At 64.7% G+C, this 16,346-nt stretch carries 16 protein-coding genes; 3 read left to right on the forward strand and 13 right to left on the reverse strand.

All coding sequences use genetic code 11. From position 1 onward, the window contains the following. Positions 1-114: 114 nt before the first annotated feature. From Q4S45_RS17065 to Q4S45_RS17110, 10 genes are all read right to left on the reverse strand, one after another. On the reverse strand, positions 115-3,036 hold the full coding sequence (locus tag Q4S45_RS17065) for a ribonucleoside-diphosphate reductase subunit alpha (protein WP_305506295.1): 2,922 nt from the start codon (positions 3,034-3,036) through the stop codon (positions 115-117). A 303-nt stretch (positions 3,037-3,339) separates the two neighbouring features. After that, positions 3,340-4,002 (reverse strand): 1,6-anhydro-N-acetylmuramyl-L-alanine amidase AmpD, encoded by a 663-nt coding sequence (gene ampD / locus Q4S45_RS17070; protein ID WP_305506297.1) that lies wholly within the window; start codon positions 4,000-4,002, stop codon positions 3,340-3,342. Beyond that, positions 3,999-5,396: a sigma-54 dependent transcriptional regulator gene (locus Q4S45_RS17075; RefSeq protein ID WP_305506299.1), complete on the reverse strand. Its 1,398-nt coding sequence runs from the start codon at positions 5,394-5,396 to the stop codon at positions 3,999-4,001. The genes ampD and Q4S45_RS17075 overlap by 4 nt, the downstream gene beginning before the upstream one ends. 15 nt (positions 5,397-5,411) lie before the next feature. Next, complete coding sequence (locus Q4S45_RS17080; RefSeq protein WP_305506301.1) at positions 5,412-7,070, reverse strand: PAS domain-containing sensor histidine kinase; 1,659 nt, start codon at positions 7,068-7,070, stop codon at positions 5,412-5,414. A 4-nt stretch (positions 7,071-7,074) separates the two neighbouring features. Next, entirely contained in the window at positions 7,075-7,320 is a 246-nt protein-coding gene (locus tag Q4S45_RS17085; protein WP_305506303.1) for a PP0621 family protein, read from the reverse strand. Further along, positions 7,317-8,120: an inner membrane protein YpjD gene (locus Q4S45_RS17090; protein ID WP_305506305.1), complete on the reverse strand. Its 804-nt coding sequence runs from the start codon at positions 8,118-8,120 to the stop codon at positions 7,317-7,319. The genes Q4S45_RS17085 and Q4S45_RS17090 overlap by 4 nt, the downstream gene beginning before the upstream one ends. A 132-nt stretch (positions 8,121-8,252) precedes the next feature. Continuing rightward, entirely contained in the window at positions 8,253-9,050 is a 798-nt protein-coding gene (locus tag Q4S45_RS17095; protein WP_305506307.1) for an ABC transporter ATP-binding protein, read from the reverse strand. Further along, positions 9,051-9,866, reverse strand: a complete 816-nt coding sequence (locus Q4S45_RS17100; RefSeq protein ID WP_305506309.1) for an ABC transporter permease — start codon at positions 9,864-9,866, stop codon at positions 9,051-9,053. It abuts the gene before it with no gap. 12 nt (positions 9,867-9,878) lie between these two features. Beyond that, positions 9,879-10,853, reverse strand: coding sequence for an ABC transporter substrate-binding protein (locus tag Q4S45_RS17105; protein ID WP_305506311.1), 975 nt, complete (start codon positions 10,851-10,853; stop codon positions 9,879-9,881). 177 nt (positions 10,854-11,030) lie between these two features. Then, positions 11,031-11,765, reverse strand: a complete 735-nt coding sequence (locus tag Q4S45_RS17110) for an ABC transporter substrate-binding protein (protein ID WP_305506313.1) — start codon at positions 11,763-11,765, stop codon at positions 11,031-11,033. 129 nt (positions 11,766-11,894) lie between these two features. Between Q4S45_RS17110 and ffh the strand changes: the two genes are divergently transcribed. The 3 genes from ffh to Q4S45_RS17125 all read left to right on the forward strand — a co-directional run bounded on the left by ffh (position 11,895) and on the right by Q4S45_RS17125 (position 14,946). Then, positions 11,895-13,262: a signal recognition particle protein gene (gene ffh / locus Q4S45_RS17115; protein WP_305506315.1), complete on the forward strand. Its 1,368-nt coding sequence runs from the start codon at positions 11,895-11,897 to the stop codon at positions 13,260-13,262. Between the two features lie 138 nt (positions 13,263-13,400). Further along, on the forward strand, positions 13,401-14,300 hold the full coding sequence (locus Q4S45_RS17120; protein ID WP_305506317.1) for a PilZ domain-containing protein: 900 nt from the start codon (positions 13,401-13,403) through the stop codon (positions 14,298-14,300). A gap of 250 nt (positions 14,301-14,550) precedes the next feature. Beyond that, the gene (locus tag Q4S45_RS17125) at positions 14,551-14,946 is read left to right on the forward strand and encodes an SWIB/MDM2 domain-containing protein (protein ID WP_305506319.1); all 396 of its coding nucleotides are present in this window, start codon (positions 14,551-14,553) and stop codon (positions 14,944-14,946) included. Positions 14,947-15,076: 130 nt separating this feature from the next. Here the strand turns inward: Q4S45_RS17125 and Q4S45_RS17130 are convergent, their stop codons facing one another. The 3 genes from Q4S45_RS17130 to Q4S45_RS17135 all read right to left on the reverse strand — a co-directional run bounded on the left by Q4S45_RS17130 (position 15,077) and on the right by Q4S45_RS17135 (position 16,329). Continuing rightward, positions 15,077-15,409, reverse strand: coding sequence for a DUF2442 domain-containing protein (locus tag Q4S45_RS17130; RefSeq protein WP_305506321.1), 333 nt, complete (start codon positions 15,407-15,409; stop codon positions 15,077-15,079). Continuing rightward, positions 15,396-15,644, reverse strand: coding sequence for a DUF4160 domain-containing protein (locus Q4S45_RS23235; protein WP_374046047.1), 249 nt, complete (start codon positions 15,642-15,644; stop codon positions 15,396-15,398). The genes Q4S45_RS17130 and Q4S45_RS23235 overlap by 14 nt, the downstream gene beginning before the upstream one ends. Before the next feature lie 109 nt (positions 15,645-15,753). Then, positions 15,754-16,329, reverse strand: a complete 576-nt coding sequence (locus Q4S45_RS17135) for a lytic transglycosylase domain-containing protein (protein ID WP_305512137.1) — start codon at positions 16,327-16,329, stop codon at positions 15,754-15,756. Positions 16,330-16,346: the final 17 nt, after the last annotated feature.

The following is a 16,346-nucleotide window of genomic DNA, read 5'->3' on the forward strand; positions in this document are numbered from 1 at the left end:
AAACCGTCATTCCCGCGGAGGCGGGAATCCATGCTGAATATATTCAGTATAGGCTCCTGCCTTCGCAGGAGGTGGGTCCTGCCAGTGGCAGGACCGACGATCAGACCGTGTTGTTTACTGGCAGGCTTCGCATTCCTCGAAACCGTCGTCGCCAGGACGCAGGTAGCAGGCCGCGCCGTCTTCCACCGCCGCCGGAGCCGCCGCCACCGGGGCCGCCGCAGCCGCCGCGCTGGCCGACATGCCGCCGTCCACCGCCACCGCGTTCAGCGCGCCGGTACGGGAAGTCGACTTCTCCATGTGCGTCGCCGCGATGGTACGCAGGTAGTAGGTCGTCTTCAGGCCGCGCAGCCAGGCCAGCTTGTAGGTCTCGTCGAGCTTCTTGCCCGAAGCGCCGGCCATGTAGATGTTCAGCGACTGGGCCTGGTCGATCCACTTCTGGCGGCGCGATGCGGCTTCCACCAGCCAGCTTGGCGACACTTCGAACGCGGTGGCGTAGATGTCGCGCAGGTCTTGAGGAATGCGGTCGATCTTGGCCAGCGAGCCGTCGAAGTACTTCAGGTCGGCGATCATCACTTCGTCCCACAGGTCGCGCGCCTTCAGGTCGCGCACCAGGTAGGCGTTGATTTCGGTGAATTCGCCCGACAGGTTCGATTTCACATACAGGTTCTGGAAGGTCGGCTCGATGCAGGCCGACACGCCGATGATGTTCGAAATGGTCGCGGTCGGGGCGATCGCCACGCAGTTCGAGTTACGCATGCCGAACTGCTTGATACGCTCGCGCACCGGGGTCCAGTCCATCGCCGACGAATCGTCCACTTCCAGGTAGCCGCCGCGCTCTTCTGCCAGCAACTTCACCGAATCCTGCGGCAAAATGCCGCGATCCCACAGCGAACCTTCGTACGACTGGTAGCGGCCGCGCTCTTCTGCCAGCTCGGTCGATGCCAGGTAAGCGTAGTAGCAGACCGCTTCCATCGAGGTGTCGGCAAACTGCACCGCTTCGTTCGAGGCGAACGGCACGCGCATCATGTGCAGGCAGTCCTGGAAGCCCATCACGCCCATGCCGACTGGACGGTGGCGCATGTTGGCGTTGCGCGCTTTTTCGACGGCGTAGTAGTTGATGTCGATGACGTTGTCGAGCATGCGCATTGCGGTGCGCACGGTCTTCTGCAGCTTGACGTGGTCCAGCTTGCCCTCTTTCATGTGGGCAGGCAGGTTGACCGAGCCGAGGTTGCAGACGGCGATTTCATCGGCGTTGGTGTTCAGGGTGATCTCGGTGCACAGGTTCGAGCTGTGGACCACGCCGACGTGCTGCTGCGGCGAACGGATGTTGCACGGATCCTTGAACGTGATCCATGGGTGGCCGGTTTCGAACAGCATCGACAGCATCTTGCGCCACAGGTCGAGCGCGGCGACCTTCTTGAAGACGCGCATTTCGCCGGCGGCAGCCTTGGCTTCGTAGCCCAGGTAAGCCTGCTCGAACGCCTTGCCGACCTTGTCGTGCAGGTCCGGCGTCTCGGACGGCGAGAACAGGGTCCAGTCGCCCTTTTCCATCACGCGCTTCATGAACATGTCCGGAATCCAGTTGGCGGTGTTCATGTCGTGGGTGCGGCGGCGGTCGTCGCCGGTGTTCTTGCGCAGGTCGAGGAATTCCTCGATGTCCATGTGCCAGGTTTCCAGGTAGGCGCAGACCGCGCCCTTGCGCTTGCCGCCCTGGTTGACCGCAACCGCGGTGTCGTTGACCACTTTGAGGAACGGCACGACGCCTTGCGACTTGCCGTTGGTGCCCTTGATGTGGGCGCCGAGCGCACGCACCGGGGTCCAGTCGTTACCCAGGCCGCCGGCGAACTTGGCCAGCAGCGCGTTTTCCTTGATCGCGTCGTAGATGCCTTCCAGGTCGTCCGAGACGGTGGTCAGGTAGCACGACGACAGCTGCGAGCGCAGGGTGCCCGAGTTGAACAGGGTCGGGGTCGAGCTCATGAAGTCGAACGACGACAGCAGGTGGTAGAACTCGATGGCGCGCGCTTCGCGGTTTTCTTCACGCAGCGACAGGCCCATCGCGACGCGCATGTAGAACGCCTGCGGCATTTCGATGCGCACGTCGCGCACGTGCAGGAAGTAGCGGTCGTACAGGGTCTGCAGGCCGATGTAGCCAAATTGCAGATCGCGGTCGGCGACGAGCGCCTTGGCCAGCTTGGCCAGGTCGTACGATGCCAGCACCGGATCGAGCAGCTCGTTTTCGATGCCCTTGGCGATGTATTGCGGGAAGTAGTCGATGTAGGCGGCTGCGGCCTTCGCCTGCGGCACGTCCTTGCCGAAGACTTCCTTGCGGATCGTGTGCAGCAGGATGCGCGCGGTCACCTGCGAGTAGGCAGGATCCTTTTCCATCAGCGCGCGGGCGGCCAGGATGGCGGACTTGTGCAGCTCTTCGACCGGCACGCCGTCGTACAGGTTCTTGACCGTCTCGGCCAGGATGGCGTCGGCATCGACGTGCTTTTCCAGGCCGACGCAGGCGGCGTTGATCAGGTCGCGGACCTGGTTCATGTCCAGCGGACGGCGCTCGCCGTTTTCCAGCACGTGGATCTGCGGTGCGGCCAGTTCGGCCTTGCCGCCGGCGGCTTCCTTGGCGGCGCGGCGCTCTTCCATGTGCTTGGCGCGGTACAGCACGTAGCCGCGGGCGACGTCATGCTCGCCCGAGCGCATCAAAGCCAGTTCTACCTGATCCTGCACATCTTCGATATGGAAGGTGCCGCCGGTCGGATGGTGGCGCACCAGGGCGGCGACCACGTTCGCGGTCAGTTGCTCGACCAGTTCGCGGATGCGCGCCGATGCCGCGCCCTGCCCGCCGTTGACGGCGAGGAAGGCCTTGGTCATCGCGATGGCGATCTTGGTCGGCTCGAAGGCGACCACGGCGCCGTTGCGGCGGATGATGCGATAGTCGCCGCGCGCCGCGATGTCGGCCGCGCTGGCGTCGGCCGCGGGCGCCGTCGAACCTGGGGTGACGTGCAGATTAGTAGAAGTGTCTTGTGATGTGTGCATTGAGGCTCCCCAGGGTTGGCATTGCAGTCGTGCTGCTGCCATTGTTATCAAGTAGTCCGCTCGGTCAGCGGTCCGTCAACAAAATAAAAAAGCGAAAAATACCCCGCCAACCGTTGCAGCCTGTTGGCAAACGACGTCTAACATGGGTGGATTACTCTGATTCGACACCGCCTCGCTGTTGCCGGCGGTGGTGAAACTGTGTCGTGGTTGAGTCCGTCGACACCACTATATCTAGTCATGAGTGTTGAGATGGGACTAATTGTAGTGCCTGCCCGACGGCCACGCAATAACTTTCCAACAGCATTAGACACTAAATATTTCGTTTAATTTCGGGTTCGGCCACTTGACATTTTTCAGTGCGGAAAGGATGCCGATTGGCCGGTGAGCGGCCACTAACATTGCTTCTTTTTCAGGCAGTTTTTGCGCCGTCCGCGCGAGAGTATTGGTGAACATTTCCCAGTCGAAAAACGGTCCCGGGTCGGTCTTGCGCCCCGGCGCGACGTGCTCATGCCCCTGGATGGCCGCCAGCGGATAGCGTTCGAGCAGCGCGAGGGTCAGCGCGGCCACCGATTCATATTGCGCTGGCGAAAATGCAACAAAATCCGAGCCTTCGATCTCGACGCCGACCGAAAAGTCGTTGCACTTCTCGCGGCCGTCGAACTGCGACACCCCGGCGTGCCAGGCGCGGTCGTTGCAGGACACGAACTGGATCACCCGGCCGTCGCGGCGCACCAGGAAATGGGCCGACACCTCCAGGCCGCGCAGGTCGGCGAACGAGGGATGCGCGTTGAAGTCCACGCGGTTGGTAAACAGGTCGGCAATGTGCGGGCCGCCGAACTTCCCGGCCGGCAGGCTGATATTGTGCAGCACCAGCAGCTCGACTTCGGCGCCGGCCGGGCGCGCGTCGAAATTGGGCGACTCGTAGCGCGCCGCCTGCGCGCACCAGCCATCGGCGCCGATCTTCATTGTTCCGGCTCCTGGATGTCGAGCTTCTGCATCTGGTAGCGCAGCTGGCGGAAGCTGATGCCGAGCAGCTGCGCGGCCTGGGTGCGGTTGAACTGGGTCTGGATCAGCGCGCGCAGGATGATGTCGCGCTCGACCTGGGCCAGGTAGCCCGGCAGGTCGCTCGGCAAATCGCCTGCCGCGGCGGCCGGCTCCGGCGCCGCGGCAGGCGTTGGCACGGGCGGCGGCGCCGGCGCGGCTTCGGCCACGCGCGCGCTTTTCAGCGACAGGTCGCCCACCTCGATCACGCCGTCGTTGGCGAACGCCAGCGCGCGTTCAAGCACGTTTTCCAGTTCGCGCACGTTGCCGGGGAAGGAGTAGGCGCACAGGGCGTCGAGCACGCCGGGGCCGAGCACCGCCTTCTGCCCCGGTCCGGCCAGCCGCGCCAGGATGCCGTCGGTGAGCACGGCCAGGTCGCCGAGCCGTTCGCGCAGCGGAGGCAGGGTCAGCTCGATCACGTTCAGGCGGTAGAACAAGTCCTGGCGGAACTCGCCGCGCTCGACGCACCTGGCCAGGTCCTTGTGGGTGGCGCTGATGATGCGCACGTCCACCGGCTCCTCCGCCGTGGCGCCGATCTTGCGCACGCGCCGCTCCTGGATCGCGCGCAGCAGCTTGACCTGCATCGCCAGCGGCAGGTCGGCCACCTCGTCGAGCATCAGGGTGCCGCCGTTGGCCGCCTGGAAGAAGCCGTCGCGCTCGTCGGCCGCGCCGGTGAAGGCTCCCTTGCGGTAGCCGAAAAACTCCGCTTCCATCAACTGCTCGGGAATCGCGCCGCAGTTGACCGCGATGAAGGGCCGCGCCGCGCGCGAGCTTTGGGCGTGGATCTCGCGCGCCGCCAGTTCCTTGCCGCTGCCCGACTCGCCGGAAATGGCGATCGGCGCCATCGAGCGCGCCAGCCGGCCGATCTGCGCGCGCAGGCCCTGCATCGCCGGCGAGTCGCCGATGAGGCGGCTGGGCGCGGCGGCGCCTGGTGCGGCCTGGCCGGCTGCCGGCGCCAGGCGCAGCGCCGAGCGCACCATCACGCGCAGGTCGTCCAGCACCACCGGCTTGGAGACGTAGTCGAAAGCGCCGGCTTTGAGCGCGACCACCGCGTTGTCGGCGCTGCCGTAGGCGGTGACGACGGCGATCGGCGTGCCCTTGCCGCTGGCCGCCACTTCGCGCACCAGCTCCAGGCCCAGGCCGTCGGGCAGGCGCATGTCGGTCAGCACCAGCGCGTAGTCGTTGGCGGCGAACAGCGCGCGCGCCTCGCGCAGGTTCTCCGCGCTGTCGACGTCCAGGCCCATCTTCACCAGGGTGATGTCGAGCAGTTCGCGCAGGTCGGCTTCGTCGTCGACGACCAGGATGCGGGGTGAAGTCATGGCGATGCCTTTCCGTTACAGGGAGTGCTGCTGCGCGAACGTGATGACGAACCGGCCGGTCGGCTTGCGCAGGCCGTAGGTGCCGGAATCGATGCGGTATTCATAATCGAGCATGGCGCCGTTGTTCAGGCACAGCTCGCGCGCCAGGTACAGGCCCAGGCCGGTGCCCTTGCTCGAGGTAGTGTAGAACGGCTCGAACAGGTGGGCGCGCACTTCCGGCGTGATGCCGGGGCCGTCGTCCTGCACGTGCAGCTCCTGCCGGCCCGACGCGTCGCCGACCACCGACAGGCGGATCGATCCCGGCGTGCCGCTGGCGTAGCGGATCGCGTTGGTCAAGAGGTTCACCACCACCTCGCGCAGGTGCAGCGGATCGAAGCGCACCGGCGCCTGGCCGGCGCCGCGCACGGCGATCATGTCGGCTGCCAGCGCGTGGGTCTCCTGGAATTCGGCGCCGATCTCGGCCAGAAAGGCGTCCAGCGCCAGCGGCTCGTTGTGCGGCTGCACCTTGCGCGACAGCTGCAGGATGTCCTCGACCATGCGGTTCACCCGCGCCACGTTGTCGCCGACGATCTTCAGCAGGCGCGCGTGCGACGGCTCGGTCAGGTCCTCGGCCAGCAGCGACGTGGCGTGGCCGATCGCCGACAAGGGATTTCTCACCTCGTGCGCGATGCTGGCGGTCAGGCGCCCCATCGACGCCAGCTTCAGTTGCTGCGCCTGGTTTTCGATCGCGGTGACGTCCTGCAGGAAGATGACGAAGCGCTCGGCGGCCCGGTCCTTGGTGTCCACGCGCGCGAAACGCAGCTGCAGGTGGGCGCCCAAGTCCGGCCGCGCGCCGTGCAGGGCGCCGCCATCCTGGCCGGGCTTGACGGTGACGAAGGCGCCGCTGCCCTCGCCCGCCGGCAGCGCGCGCCAGGTTTCGAAGGCGTCGAACACCGGGGCCAGCGGCGCCACCGCCGACAGCCGGAAGTCGGCGCCCTCGCCGGCCAGCGCCAGCATGCGCTGCGCGGCCGGATTGCTGGTGAATACTTCGCCGTCCCCGCCGACCACCAGGATGCCGTCGCCGACGTCGGCCATCACGATGCGGTTGATCGCCTGCTGGATCTTCAGGTCGGCGCCGCGCCGCGCGGCCAGCTCCTCCTGGCCGATCAGCTTTTCGGCCAGGCGGCTAAGCAGCAGCACCGCGGCGAAGAACGCCGCGCCATACACGCCCGACTGCAGCAGCGGCGCGTCGGCGTCGAGCAGCAGCGTATCCCACAGGCTGCCGCCGATCAGGAACAGGGTCACCAGCGACGCGGCGAACAGCGCCATCACCAGCGGCGCGAGGATCGCCGCGCCGGCCAGCGGGAACAGGTACAGGATCGACAGGCCGCTGCGCATGCCGCCGGCGCCGGCGTACAGCAGCGAGATGACGACCAGGTCGAGCGCGAGCTGGGCGCCCAGCTGGTACAGGTAACGGCGCCGCCAATACACGGTCAGAAGCCCGAACAGCAGCGCGCCGACCAGGTAGGCCATGCAGGTCTGGGCGTACAGGTGCCAGTCGCGCGGGCCCTTGCTGTCGAAAATGACATACAGCAGCAGCACCGTCGCGATGACGACGCGGGTGGCGTTGAGCGTTTGGAGCGAGCGCCAGTAGGTTTCGCGCGATTCGGGCGACAGCGCTTGACCGCGGATCATCGCGCTACTTCGACGGCAGGCGGACGTGGGCCGGGCTGCAGTAGTCGCGGCCGTCGGCGTGCACCGCTTCGGAAGCCGGGAAGTAGACGCCGCAATGGGCGCAGCAGGCCATCGGCTCGCTGGCGCCCTCGCGCGGAATGTAGTCGGCGCGACTATCGCGCGGCGGCTTCAGGCCCGATGCGCGCAGCTTGCTGCGGATGGCGAACACCACCAGCACCGCCAGCGCGAGCCAGAACAGCAGGCGGCTCATGCGACCGCCCGGTGCAGCACGACTTCGAGCACGAAGCGGCTGCCGACGTAGGCCAGCACCAGCGTGGCGAAGCCGGCCAGCGTGAAGCGCAGCGCGGTCTTGCCGCGCCAGCCTTTCCATTTGCGTCCCGCCAGCAGCGCGGCGAACAGGATCCACGACAGCAGCGCGAAGATGGTCTTGTGGTCCCACTTCAGCGCGGCGCCGAACAGCTGTTCGGAGAACACGATGCCCGACAGGACGGTAAGGCTGAGCAGCACGAAGCCGATGCCGATCAGGCGGAACAGCAGTTTTTCCATCGTCAGCAGGGCCGGCAGCTGGTCGAGGGCGCCGCCAAGCCAGCCGGCGGCGGGCGCGCGCGTGTGCAGGCGCGACTCCTGCAGCGCCATCAGCACGGCGTGGAAGGCGGCGATGGTCAGGGTGCTGTAGGCCAGGATGGCGACCGCGATGTGCCACCCGAAGGCGGGCGACTGGCCCTGCAGCTGGAACACGCTGCCGGGGAAGACGGCGGGCAGCGCGGCGGCCGCGGCGGCGCACGGCATGACCAGGCGGCGCAGGCCGTCGAGCGCGAAGTTACGGTTTTCCAGCCAGTAGGCGGCGACCGAGACCCACAGCGCGGCCGACAGCATGATGGCGAAGCCCACGCGCAGGCCGCCGGGCGCGCGCATGTCGGTCCACAGCGCGGCGCCGTGAAGCAGCCAGGCGCCGGCGGTGACGGCCGAGATCAGCGCGCCTTGCCGGATCGGCAAAAAGGCGCAGATGGCGTAGGCAAGCGCGGCGACGAAAAAGAGAGAAGTCTGCATGACTCGAAGTTTACACCATCGGAACTCACTGGGTGTCGTACCTGCGAAGGCAGGTACCCATGCTGAATCGGCCGCCACTCTTTGCCCGCTCAGTATGGGTACCTGCCTGCGCAGGTACGACATGCTTGAAAATTAATCCACCGCCGCCATGCGCAGCTCGTCGTGATGATGGCGCTGCTGCTCTTCCATTACCAGTTGCCCCAGCTCGCGCTTGAGGGCATTGAACTCGGGCGAAGCCGGATCGCGCTCGCGCGGCAGCTCGACGATGATGTCGCGCTTGACCGTGCCGGGCCGGTAGGTCATCACGACAATCCGGTCGGCCAGGTAGATGGCTTCCTCGATGCTGTGCGTGACGAACAGGATGGTCTTTTTCAGCTCGGCCCAGATGCGCAGCAGCTCGTCCTGCAGGTTGCGCCGGGTGAGCGCGTCGAGCGCGCCGAACGGCTCGTCCATCAGCATGATCGGCGAGTCCAGCGCCAGCACCCGGGCGATCGCCACGCGCTGGCGCATGCCGCCCGACAGGTCCTTCGGAAAGCGCGCGCGGAAGTCCGACAGCGACAGCATCGCCAGCAGGCCGTCGACGCGCTGGCGAATCTCGGTCCGGTTCACGCCCTTGATCTCGAGCCCGAAGCCGACGTTGTCCTCCACCGTCATCCAGGGGAACAGCGCGTACTCCTGGAACACCATGCCGCGGTCCGGCCCCGGCTCGGTGACCGGCTTGCCGTCGGCGGTGATGGTGCCGGTGGTGGGCAGCGAGAAGCCGGCCACCGCGTTGAGCAGGGTCGACTTGCCGCAGCCCGATGGCCCCAGCAGGCAGGTGAACTGTCCGCGCGGGATCTCGAGGTTGATGTCCTTGAGCGCGACCAGTTCGCGCTCGCCGGTCTGGAAGATCTTGTTGACGCCGGAAATAACGATGTGGGAGTCGCTCATTTAGTTTTCCAGGCCGCGGTGCCAGCGCAGCAAATGGTTGTTCAGGCGGTTCATGCCGACGTCGATCGCCAGGCCCCACAGGCCGATGGTGATCATGCCGGCGATGATCTTGTCGGACCAGAAGTACTCGCGCGCCTCCAGGATGCGGAAGCCCAGGCCGTTGTTCACGGCGATCATCTCGGAGACGATGACGACGATGAAGGCGGTGCCGATGCCGATCCGCACGCCAGCCAAAATGTACGGCACGGCCGCCGGCAGGATCACGCGCAGGAACATGGTGCGCTGGCTGGCGCCCAGGTTGCGCGCGGCGCGCAGGTAGATGCTGTCGACCTGGCGCACGCCGGCGATGGTGTTCATCAGCACCGGGAAGAAGGCGCCAAGCACGATCAGGAACACGGCCGGCGGGTTGCCCAGGCCGAACCACAGGATCGACAGCGGGATGTACGCGATCGGCGGGATCGGCCGCAGCAGCTGGAACAACGGGTTGAACCACGCATACACGCGCGGGCTCGCTCCCATCGCCAGGCCGATCGGCAGCGCCAGCCCGGCGCCGATGAAAAATCCCACCAGCACCCGGTACATGCTGCCGATCGAATCGATGATCAGCTCACCGGAAAACATCCACGCCAGCCGGCTGCCCTCGGTGTACGGCTGCACCGGCAGCAGGTAGGCGATCCACTTTTCGACCACCGCGAGCGGTGACGGCAGCACCTGGGGATTGACCCAGCCCAGCATCGCCACCGCCTGCCACAGCGCGATGATCAGGGCAGGCACCACCAGCCCGATCCCGATTCCCCGCAATTTCCCTTTCGTCATCGGCGCGTCCCGTTACTTGACGTTCAGGCTTTTCTTGGCCGCGCTGAGCAGGTCGGTCTTGACCCATTCTGTCGCGACCGGCGGCTTTGCCATCTTGCCCACGCCGGTTTTCAGCATGATGTCGGTGGTGACCTGAATGTGCTCGGGCGTGACGTCATAGGTGTACGCGGCGTTGCCCATCGCGTCGTTGAAGTCGTCGGTGGTGATCTGGCCCTTGAATACGGTCTCGCGCACATACTTCTCGGCCAGCGCCTTGTTGTCGATGAACATCTTGGTCGCTTCGACGAAGCAGCGCATAAACTTCTCGGCCACCGGACGCTTTTCCTTGTAGAACTTCTCAGTCATGACCATCGTGCGCACCGGCTCGCCGATCGGCGTGTCGTAGGGCTTGATCACTTCGGCGCCGAAATTCTTGTTGATCGCCTGCGAGGACTGCGGCTCGGACTGCATCATGGCGTCGATGTTCTTGCCCAGCAGCGCGGCGTTCAGGTCGGGATACGACAGGTAGATCAGCTGCACGTCCTTGCCGGGCGCGCTGTCGGCGGTCAGGCCGTGCTTTTGCAGCTCGGCCATCAGCAGCACTTCCTGGATCGCGCCACGGGTGACGCCGACTTTCTTGCCTTTCAGGTCCTTGACCGACTTGATGTTCAGCTCGGGACGGGCGACCAGGCGCGCGCCGCCCTTTGCGAAGCCGGCCACGACGAAGATCGGCGCCCCGCTGGCGCGGCCGGAGATGGCGGCCTCGGAGGCGGTGGTGGCGACGTCGAGCTCGCCGGCGATCACCGCCTGCATCGCGTCGAGGCCCTTGGCGAAAATCTTTTCGTCAATCCTGATGCCGCACTTGGGCGCGATTTCCTTCATGTACGACACCGCGCCGTAATGAGCGAACTTCAGGTTGCCGAGCCGGACTACTTCCTGCGCCTGGGCGCCCCCCGCCACCAGCATTGCCGCGATGGCGATGGTCTTGCAGATCATTTTGCCTGTCATGCCTGTCTCCGTTATGTAGTTGCTGATCAAGAATTGTTTGCCTAGATCATAGCAAGCTGTTGCATTTCGAGACAGACATTTTGAGATTGTCGTTCCTGGGCTCGGCGCCCCCCGGCCAGGAACCTATGCTGAGCTGGCTCGGAATGGGTCCCTGCCTCCGCGGGGACGACAAGCGGGCTATTCGCCGTTCAGGTAGCGCGCGTAGATCGCGTCGTAGCGCCCGCTCTTGCGCAGCCAGGCAAGGCCGGCGTTGAAGTCGTCGCGCACGCGGGCGTCGCGAAACACCGGCCGGTAGTCGCGCGGATTGGCTTTGGGCCGCGCGTGTTCGTCCACCGGCGGCATGCGAAAATGCGGATCGCGGCGCTCGTGCTGGCGCGCGTAGTAGGTGAAGATGGTGCGGTCGCTGACCACCACGTCGTAGCGGCCCATCGCCAGCAGCTGGGGCTGGGATTCCTGGTTGTTGCGCTCGACGTAGTGCTCGTTGCGGTCGAGCTTGCCGAACCACTCGGGGTAGCGGCTGGAGGCGCCGACGAAGGACATCACCCAGCGCTTGCGCAGGTCCGACGGGGTGCGGATCGACAGCCGGCGCGTCGCCAGCGTATACATATAGTTGTGGTAGATGACGGGCGGGTCGCCGTAGACACCGCCGGCCGCGGCCATGTCCTGGCCGACGTCGATCATGATCGCATCGGCCTTGCGCGCCAGGAAAGAAACCGGCACCCGTCCCATCGGCATGAACACCGGCTGCAGCACATGGCCGCGCCAGGCCAGCGCCTCGCGCACGATGTCGACCTCGATGCCCGATTTGCTCGCCACTAATATATAGGGCGGCAAGTTGTCGCCGAACGCCATGCGCACGGTCGCCGCGCCGGCCGGCAGACACAGCAAGGAAAGCAATAGCAGAAGGATCATCGGCATAAATGCTTGGGTGCAATTTCCACGCCCTGATGGTAGCAGCATCCGGCCTGCGGGCGCGCCGCGATGAGGTAAAATGCACGACAAACCGCCCGACCGGGCCACACCATTCACCAGGTTCGCCACATGCTAGATAACTTAACCCAACGCCTTGCCAAGGTCGTCAAGACCATGCGCGGTGAGGCTCGCCTGACCGAAGCCAATACCGCCGAGATGCTGCGCGAAGTGCGGCTGGCCCTGCTCGAAGCCGACGTGGCGCTGCCGGCGGTGCGCGAATTCATCGGCAAGGTCAAGGAAAAGGCGCTCGGCGAGGAAGTGCTCGCCTCGCTTTCCCCGGGCCAGGCCCTGGTCGGCGTGGTGCAGCGGGAACTGGGCGCGCTGATGGGCGCCGACCTCGGCCCCGAGGCGTCGCAGCTGAGCTTTGCCCAGCAGCCGCCGGCGATCATCCTGATGGCCGGCCTGCAGGGTGTGGGTAAGACCACCACCGTCGGCAAGCTCGCCAAGTACCTGCGCGAAGAGAAAAAGAAGAAAGTGCTGACCGTGTCGGCCGACGTCTACCGTCCCGCCGCGATCGCCCAGCTCGAATCGGTGACCAAGCAGGTCGGCGCCGACTTCTTCCCCACCTCCTCCACCGACAAGCCGGTTGACATCGCCCGCGCCGCGCTCGACTGGGCGAAGAAGCACTACCACGACGTCCTGATCATCGACACCGCCGGCCGCCTTGGCATCGACGAAGCGATGATGCAGGAAATTTCCGCAGTACACGCGGCGGTCAAGCCGATCGAGACCCTGTTCGTGGTCGACGCGATGCTCGGCCAGGATGCGATCAACACCGCCAAGGCCTTCAACGACGCGCTGCCGCTGACCGGCATCGTGCTCACCAAGCTCGACGGCGACTCGCGCGGAGGCGCGGCGCTTTCGGTGCGCCACATCACCGGCAAGCCGATCAAGTTCGCCGGCGTGTCCGAGAAGCTCGACGGTCTCGAGACGTTCGACGCCCAGCGCATGGCCAACCGCATCCTGGGCATGGGCGACATCCTGGCGCTGGTGGAAGAAGCGCGCAAGGGCGTCGACAGCAAGGCGGCGGCCGACCTGGCCAACAAGATCAAGGTCGGCGGCAAGTTCGACATGAACGACTTCAAGGCGCAGCTGGGCCAGATGAAGAAGATGGGCGGCATGGCCAGCCTGCTCGACAAGCTGCCGGCCCAGTTCCAGCAGGCCGCCGGCGGCGCCAACATGGACCAGGCCGACAAGCAGGTGCGGCGCATGGTCGGCATCATCGACTCGATGACGCCGCAGGAGCGCGCCAAGCCGGAGCTGATCAAGGCCACCCGCAAGCGCCGCATCGCCGCCGGCGCTGGCGTCCAGGTGCAGGAAGTGAACCGCATGCTGGCGCAGTACGAACAGATGAACACGATGATGAAAAAGTTCAAGGGCGGCGGCATGATGAAGATGATGCGCGGCATGAAGGGCATGATGCCGGGCCTGCGCTAGCGGCATGCGGCCCGGCGCTGAATCCGGGACGCAACAACTCTGCTTTAGCGGTGGCAATACCGACAGAAAAGCGATATATTCTTGTAACTTTTTCGGCGCCGACAGGTGGCCGGAACGTCCAACTTATATCGCAAAATCATGTCAAAGCGCCAATTCGTTCAGATCTCTAACAGCGAATTGACAATCGGGGCCGCGCTGCCCTGGTCGATCTACCTTCGCTCGGGCGAGTTGCTGGCGCCGGCCGGCTTCATGGTCGGCGACGAGGTGGTGCGCCAGCGCCTGATGCTCGCCCTGCCGGTGCGCGCCGCCAACTCCGCCGATCACGGCATCGGCATCATCGAAGCGTCCGGCCCGCCTGCCGAAGCGGCCGAGGCGGCCCAGCCCGCCGATCCGCTCAAATATCTCAAGCACAACGCCGAGGGCGTCATCCTCACCTTCAAGCTGCCCAGCGACTTCGAGCCGCGCAAGGTCCACGTCGAGTTCTACGGCCGCATTCCGCAGCAGTCGGTGATCGTTTCGGCGCCGGCCCTGGGCCTGGGAACGGCGCAGACCTGGAACAATTTCGAAGGGCTGCCGCTCACGGTGCAGGTCATCTTCGGGCGCAGCCTGTGCATGTTCAAGACCACCGTGATGCGCTACGCCCCGCTGCCGAGCGGGCACCTGTTCCTGCGCTATCCGACCGATGCGGTCACCAAGTCGTTCCGCCAGTCGCTGCGCGTCGATGCCAAGCTTCCCGTGTCGATCACGACGGACGACAATTACTCCGTCCCGGGCATCATCACCAACCTGTCGGGTACCGGCTGCGCGGCGGCGACCGGCTTTGTCCTCGGCGAGCCCGGCACCCGCATCAAGATCGCCTTCCGCCTGCGCCTGAGCGACAAGGCGCGCCTGGTCACCATGCCGTGCATCATCCGCAGCATCAAGGGCCGGCTGTCGCAGCAAATGCGTTACGGCATCGAATTCGACGAACAGGCGGCCGACGAAGCCGTGCTGCTGACGCTCAAATCGTTCGTCTACGAACACCTGGCCGAACGCTAGGCCCAGGACTCAGGCACGCGTCAGGGTTCTTTTCACGCATTAGAAAACCGGCCGGCGAAACGCTCGTCGCAGCCGGTTTTTCTATTCAAATTCGCCGGGCAAGCGCCCGGGGAGCGACATAACGGGGTTTTTCGTTAGTTTCCGCACGAAAAAAATCGAAAAAGACTTGCAACAACAGTAAAAGCCCACCAATATAAGCCGTGCGATCAATTGCGCAATTTCCCATTGTGTTCGTTTAGGAGGCTCGAAGATGGCAACAGCCAAAAAAACCCCAGCAGCAGCTCCAGCAAAGAAGGCAGCAGCCAAGCCAGCGGCAAAGCCGGCGGCGAAGAAAGCAGCAGCTCCAGCAAAAGCAGCGCCAAAAGCCGCTGCAGCAAAGAAGCCAGCAGCACCACGCAAGCCAAACGCCGCCTTCATGAAGGCGATGACCCCATCGACGACGCTGGCCGCAGTGGTTGGCGCCACTCCGCTGCCACGCACCGAAGTGACCAAAAAGGTCTGGGACTATATCAAGAAGCTCGACCTGCAAGATGCTGCAAACCGTCGCATGATCAATGCCGACGACAAGCTGAAAGCCGTATTCGGCGGCAAGGCCCAGGTTTCGATGTTCGAAATGACCAAGCTCATTTCGGATCACCTGAAATAAGAACATCCAGGCCGAAACGGCTGAAATGGAAAAAGCCCCGGTTTCAAAACCGGGGCTTTTGTTTTTATGCGGCGACCAGCGTTAATTAATAACTTGTCCATAACATCAAGCGCTCAGAGGCCATCTTGCCTCATTTCTTCTCCAGCTCCCTCGCCTGCATCCAGCGCTCCGACCCCATTCGACCTTGCAACAGGTTAGGAATGTAGATATCCGCGTCGACACGCGGAAAATGGATTCCGAAGCCAGAGGGACTGATTTCGGCGGTGGCCAGATCGTCCGGACCCGCGTTCTCCAATCCCTGTGCATTGCAGGGAGGGAACGATACGTCAATTCCGGAGGACAACGAGATGACAACACGACGTGCGACTGCATCGTATCGCACGGCGATAGCCGCTGGCCACGTAGCTTTCATCAATTCGCCCCGCCGCGTCGCCGCTTCATACTCGGCATCAGAAATTCCCATTGACGGACCTCCACACTTCACAAAGTTGCAATATGCGCGTATCGATCTCGGGTGAAATTCGCACCAGCTCTTTGCCCGGAAACCTGTATTGATTCCTCAATATAGACGGACCGTTCGGGCAATTCAACTTGAAGACGGCTTCGACGCCTTTGCCGATCACGTGGACGTGCGCCGGCGGGTGATCACCAGGATAGATCACGAGGCGAAATCCGAGTAATGTCACTACGGTAGGCATCGCTCTCAACCATAGCCGGTTGGAGATCGAGCGTCTTGAGTGCAATCAGGCGCGCTCGATTAAAAAGGGTCTGACCCCGCGAGGTCAGAACCAAGTATTGTCACAGTCATCACATCTGCCAATTTTTCCACGCCGAAAGCACCGCGTTCGGGTACTCCGGCCGCCCGCGGCTGCCGTTGTAGCGCCCCAGCGCCAGGTACAGGCTGCCCGCTTCCATGTCGATGTACATCCGCAGGATCGCGCAGCCGTAGCGCAGGTTGGTCTGCATGTGGAACAGCTTTTTGCGGTCGCTGTCGCCGATCACGTTGGTCCAGAACGGCATCACCTGCATGTAGCCGCGCGCGCCGACCATCGACACCGCGTACTTGCGGTACGCCGACTCGACCTGGATCAGCCCCAGCACCAGTCCCGGATCGAGCCCGGCCCGGGTTGCCTCGTACCAGGCGGTCTCGAGGAACTCGGTGCGCGACTGGGCATCCGGCAGCTTGCGCTTGAGCCGCTCGGACATCACCGCCAGCCACTGCTGGTAGCGCTGTCTCGCGGCCTCGTCGCGAAACACCGGCTGCGGCGGACGCGCATCCTTGATCGCGTTAGCCAGCGCCAGCCGCACCGAGTCGGCCAGCGCTTCTTCCTTCTGGTTGCCCGCATGCGCAATCGCGCAGCAAGCCAGGCCGGCCGCGAGCAGCCCGCGCGCCAGCCATG

This window comes from Massilia sp. R2A-15 (assembly GCF_030704305.1).
Taxonomy (GTDB): domain Bacteria; phylum Pseudomonadota; class Gammaproteobacteria; order Burkholderiales; family Burkholderiaceae_D; genus JAFCUW01.

Coding starts and splice junctions, on each gene's coding strand:
- Q4S45_RS17085 (WP_305506303.1), bottom strand. CDS start 7,320: ATGAGCCGCCTGCTGTTCTGGCTCGCGCTGGCGGTGCTGGTGGTGTTC.
- ffh (WP_305506315.1), top strand. CDS start 11,895: ATGCTAGATAACTTAACCCAACGCCTTGCCAAGGTCGTCAAGACCATG.
- Q4S45_RS17105 (WP_305506311.1), bottom strand. CDS start 10,853: ATGACAGGCAAAATGATCTGCAAGACCATCGCCATCGCGGCAATGCTG.
- Q4S45_RS17065 (WP_305506295.1), bottom strand. CDS start 3,036: ATGCACACATCACAAGACACTTCTACTAATCTGCACGTCACCCCAGGT.
- Q4S45_RS17095 (WP_305506307.1), bottom strand. CDS start 9,050: ATGAGCGACTCCCACATCGTTATTTCCGGCGTCAACAAGATCTTCCAG.
- Q4S45_RS17125 (WP_305506319.1), top strand. CDS start 14,551: ATGGCAACAGCCAAAAAAACCCCAGCAGCAGCTCCAGCAAAGAAGGCA.
- Q4S45_RS17130 (WP_305506321.1), bottom strand. CDS start 15,409: ATGGGAATTTCTGATGCCGAGTATGAAGCGGCGACGCGGCGGGGCGAA.
- ampD (WP_305506297.1), bottom strand. CDS start 4,002: ATGAAGATCGGCGCCGATGGCTGGTGCGCGCAGGCGGCGCGCTACGAG.
- Q4S45_RS23235 (WP_374046047.1), bottom strand. CDS start 15,644: ATGCCTACCGTAGTGACATTACTCGGATTTCGCCTCGTGATCTATCCT.
- Q4S45_RS17110 (WP_305506313.1), bottom strand. CDS start 11,765: ATGATCCTTCTGCTATTGCTTTCCTTGCTGTGTCTGCCGGCCGGCGCG.
- Q4S45_RS17075 (WP_305506299.1), bottom strand. CDS start 5,396: ATGACTTCACCCCGCATCCTGGTCGTCGACGACGAAGCCGACCTGCGC.
- Q4S45_RS17120 (WP_305506317.1), top strand. CDS start 13,401: ATGTCAAAGCGCCAATTCGTTCAGATCTCTAACAGCGAATTGACAATC.
- Q4S45_RS17080 (WP_305506301.1), bottom strand. CDS start 7,070: ATGATCCGCGGTCAAGCGCTGTCGCCCGAATCGCGCGAAACCTACTGG.
- Q4S45_RS17090 (WP_305506305.1), bottom strand. CDS start 8,120: ATGCAGACTTCTCTCTTTTTCGTCGCCGCGCTTGCCTACGCCATCTGC.
- Q4S45_RS17100 (WP_305506309.1), bottom strand. CDS start 9,866: ATGACGAAAGGGAAATTGCGGGGAATCGGGATCGGGCTGGTGGTGCCT.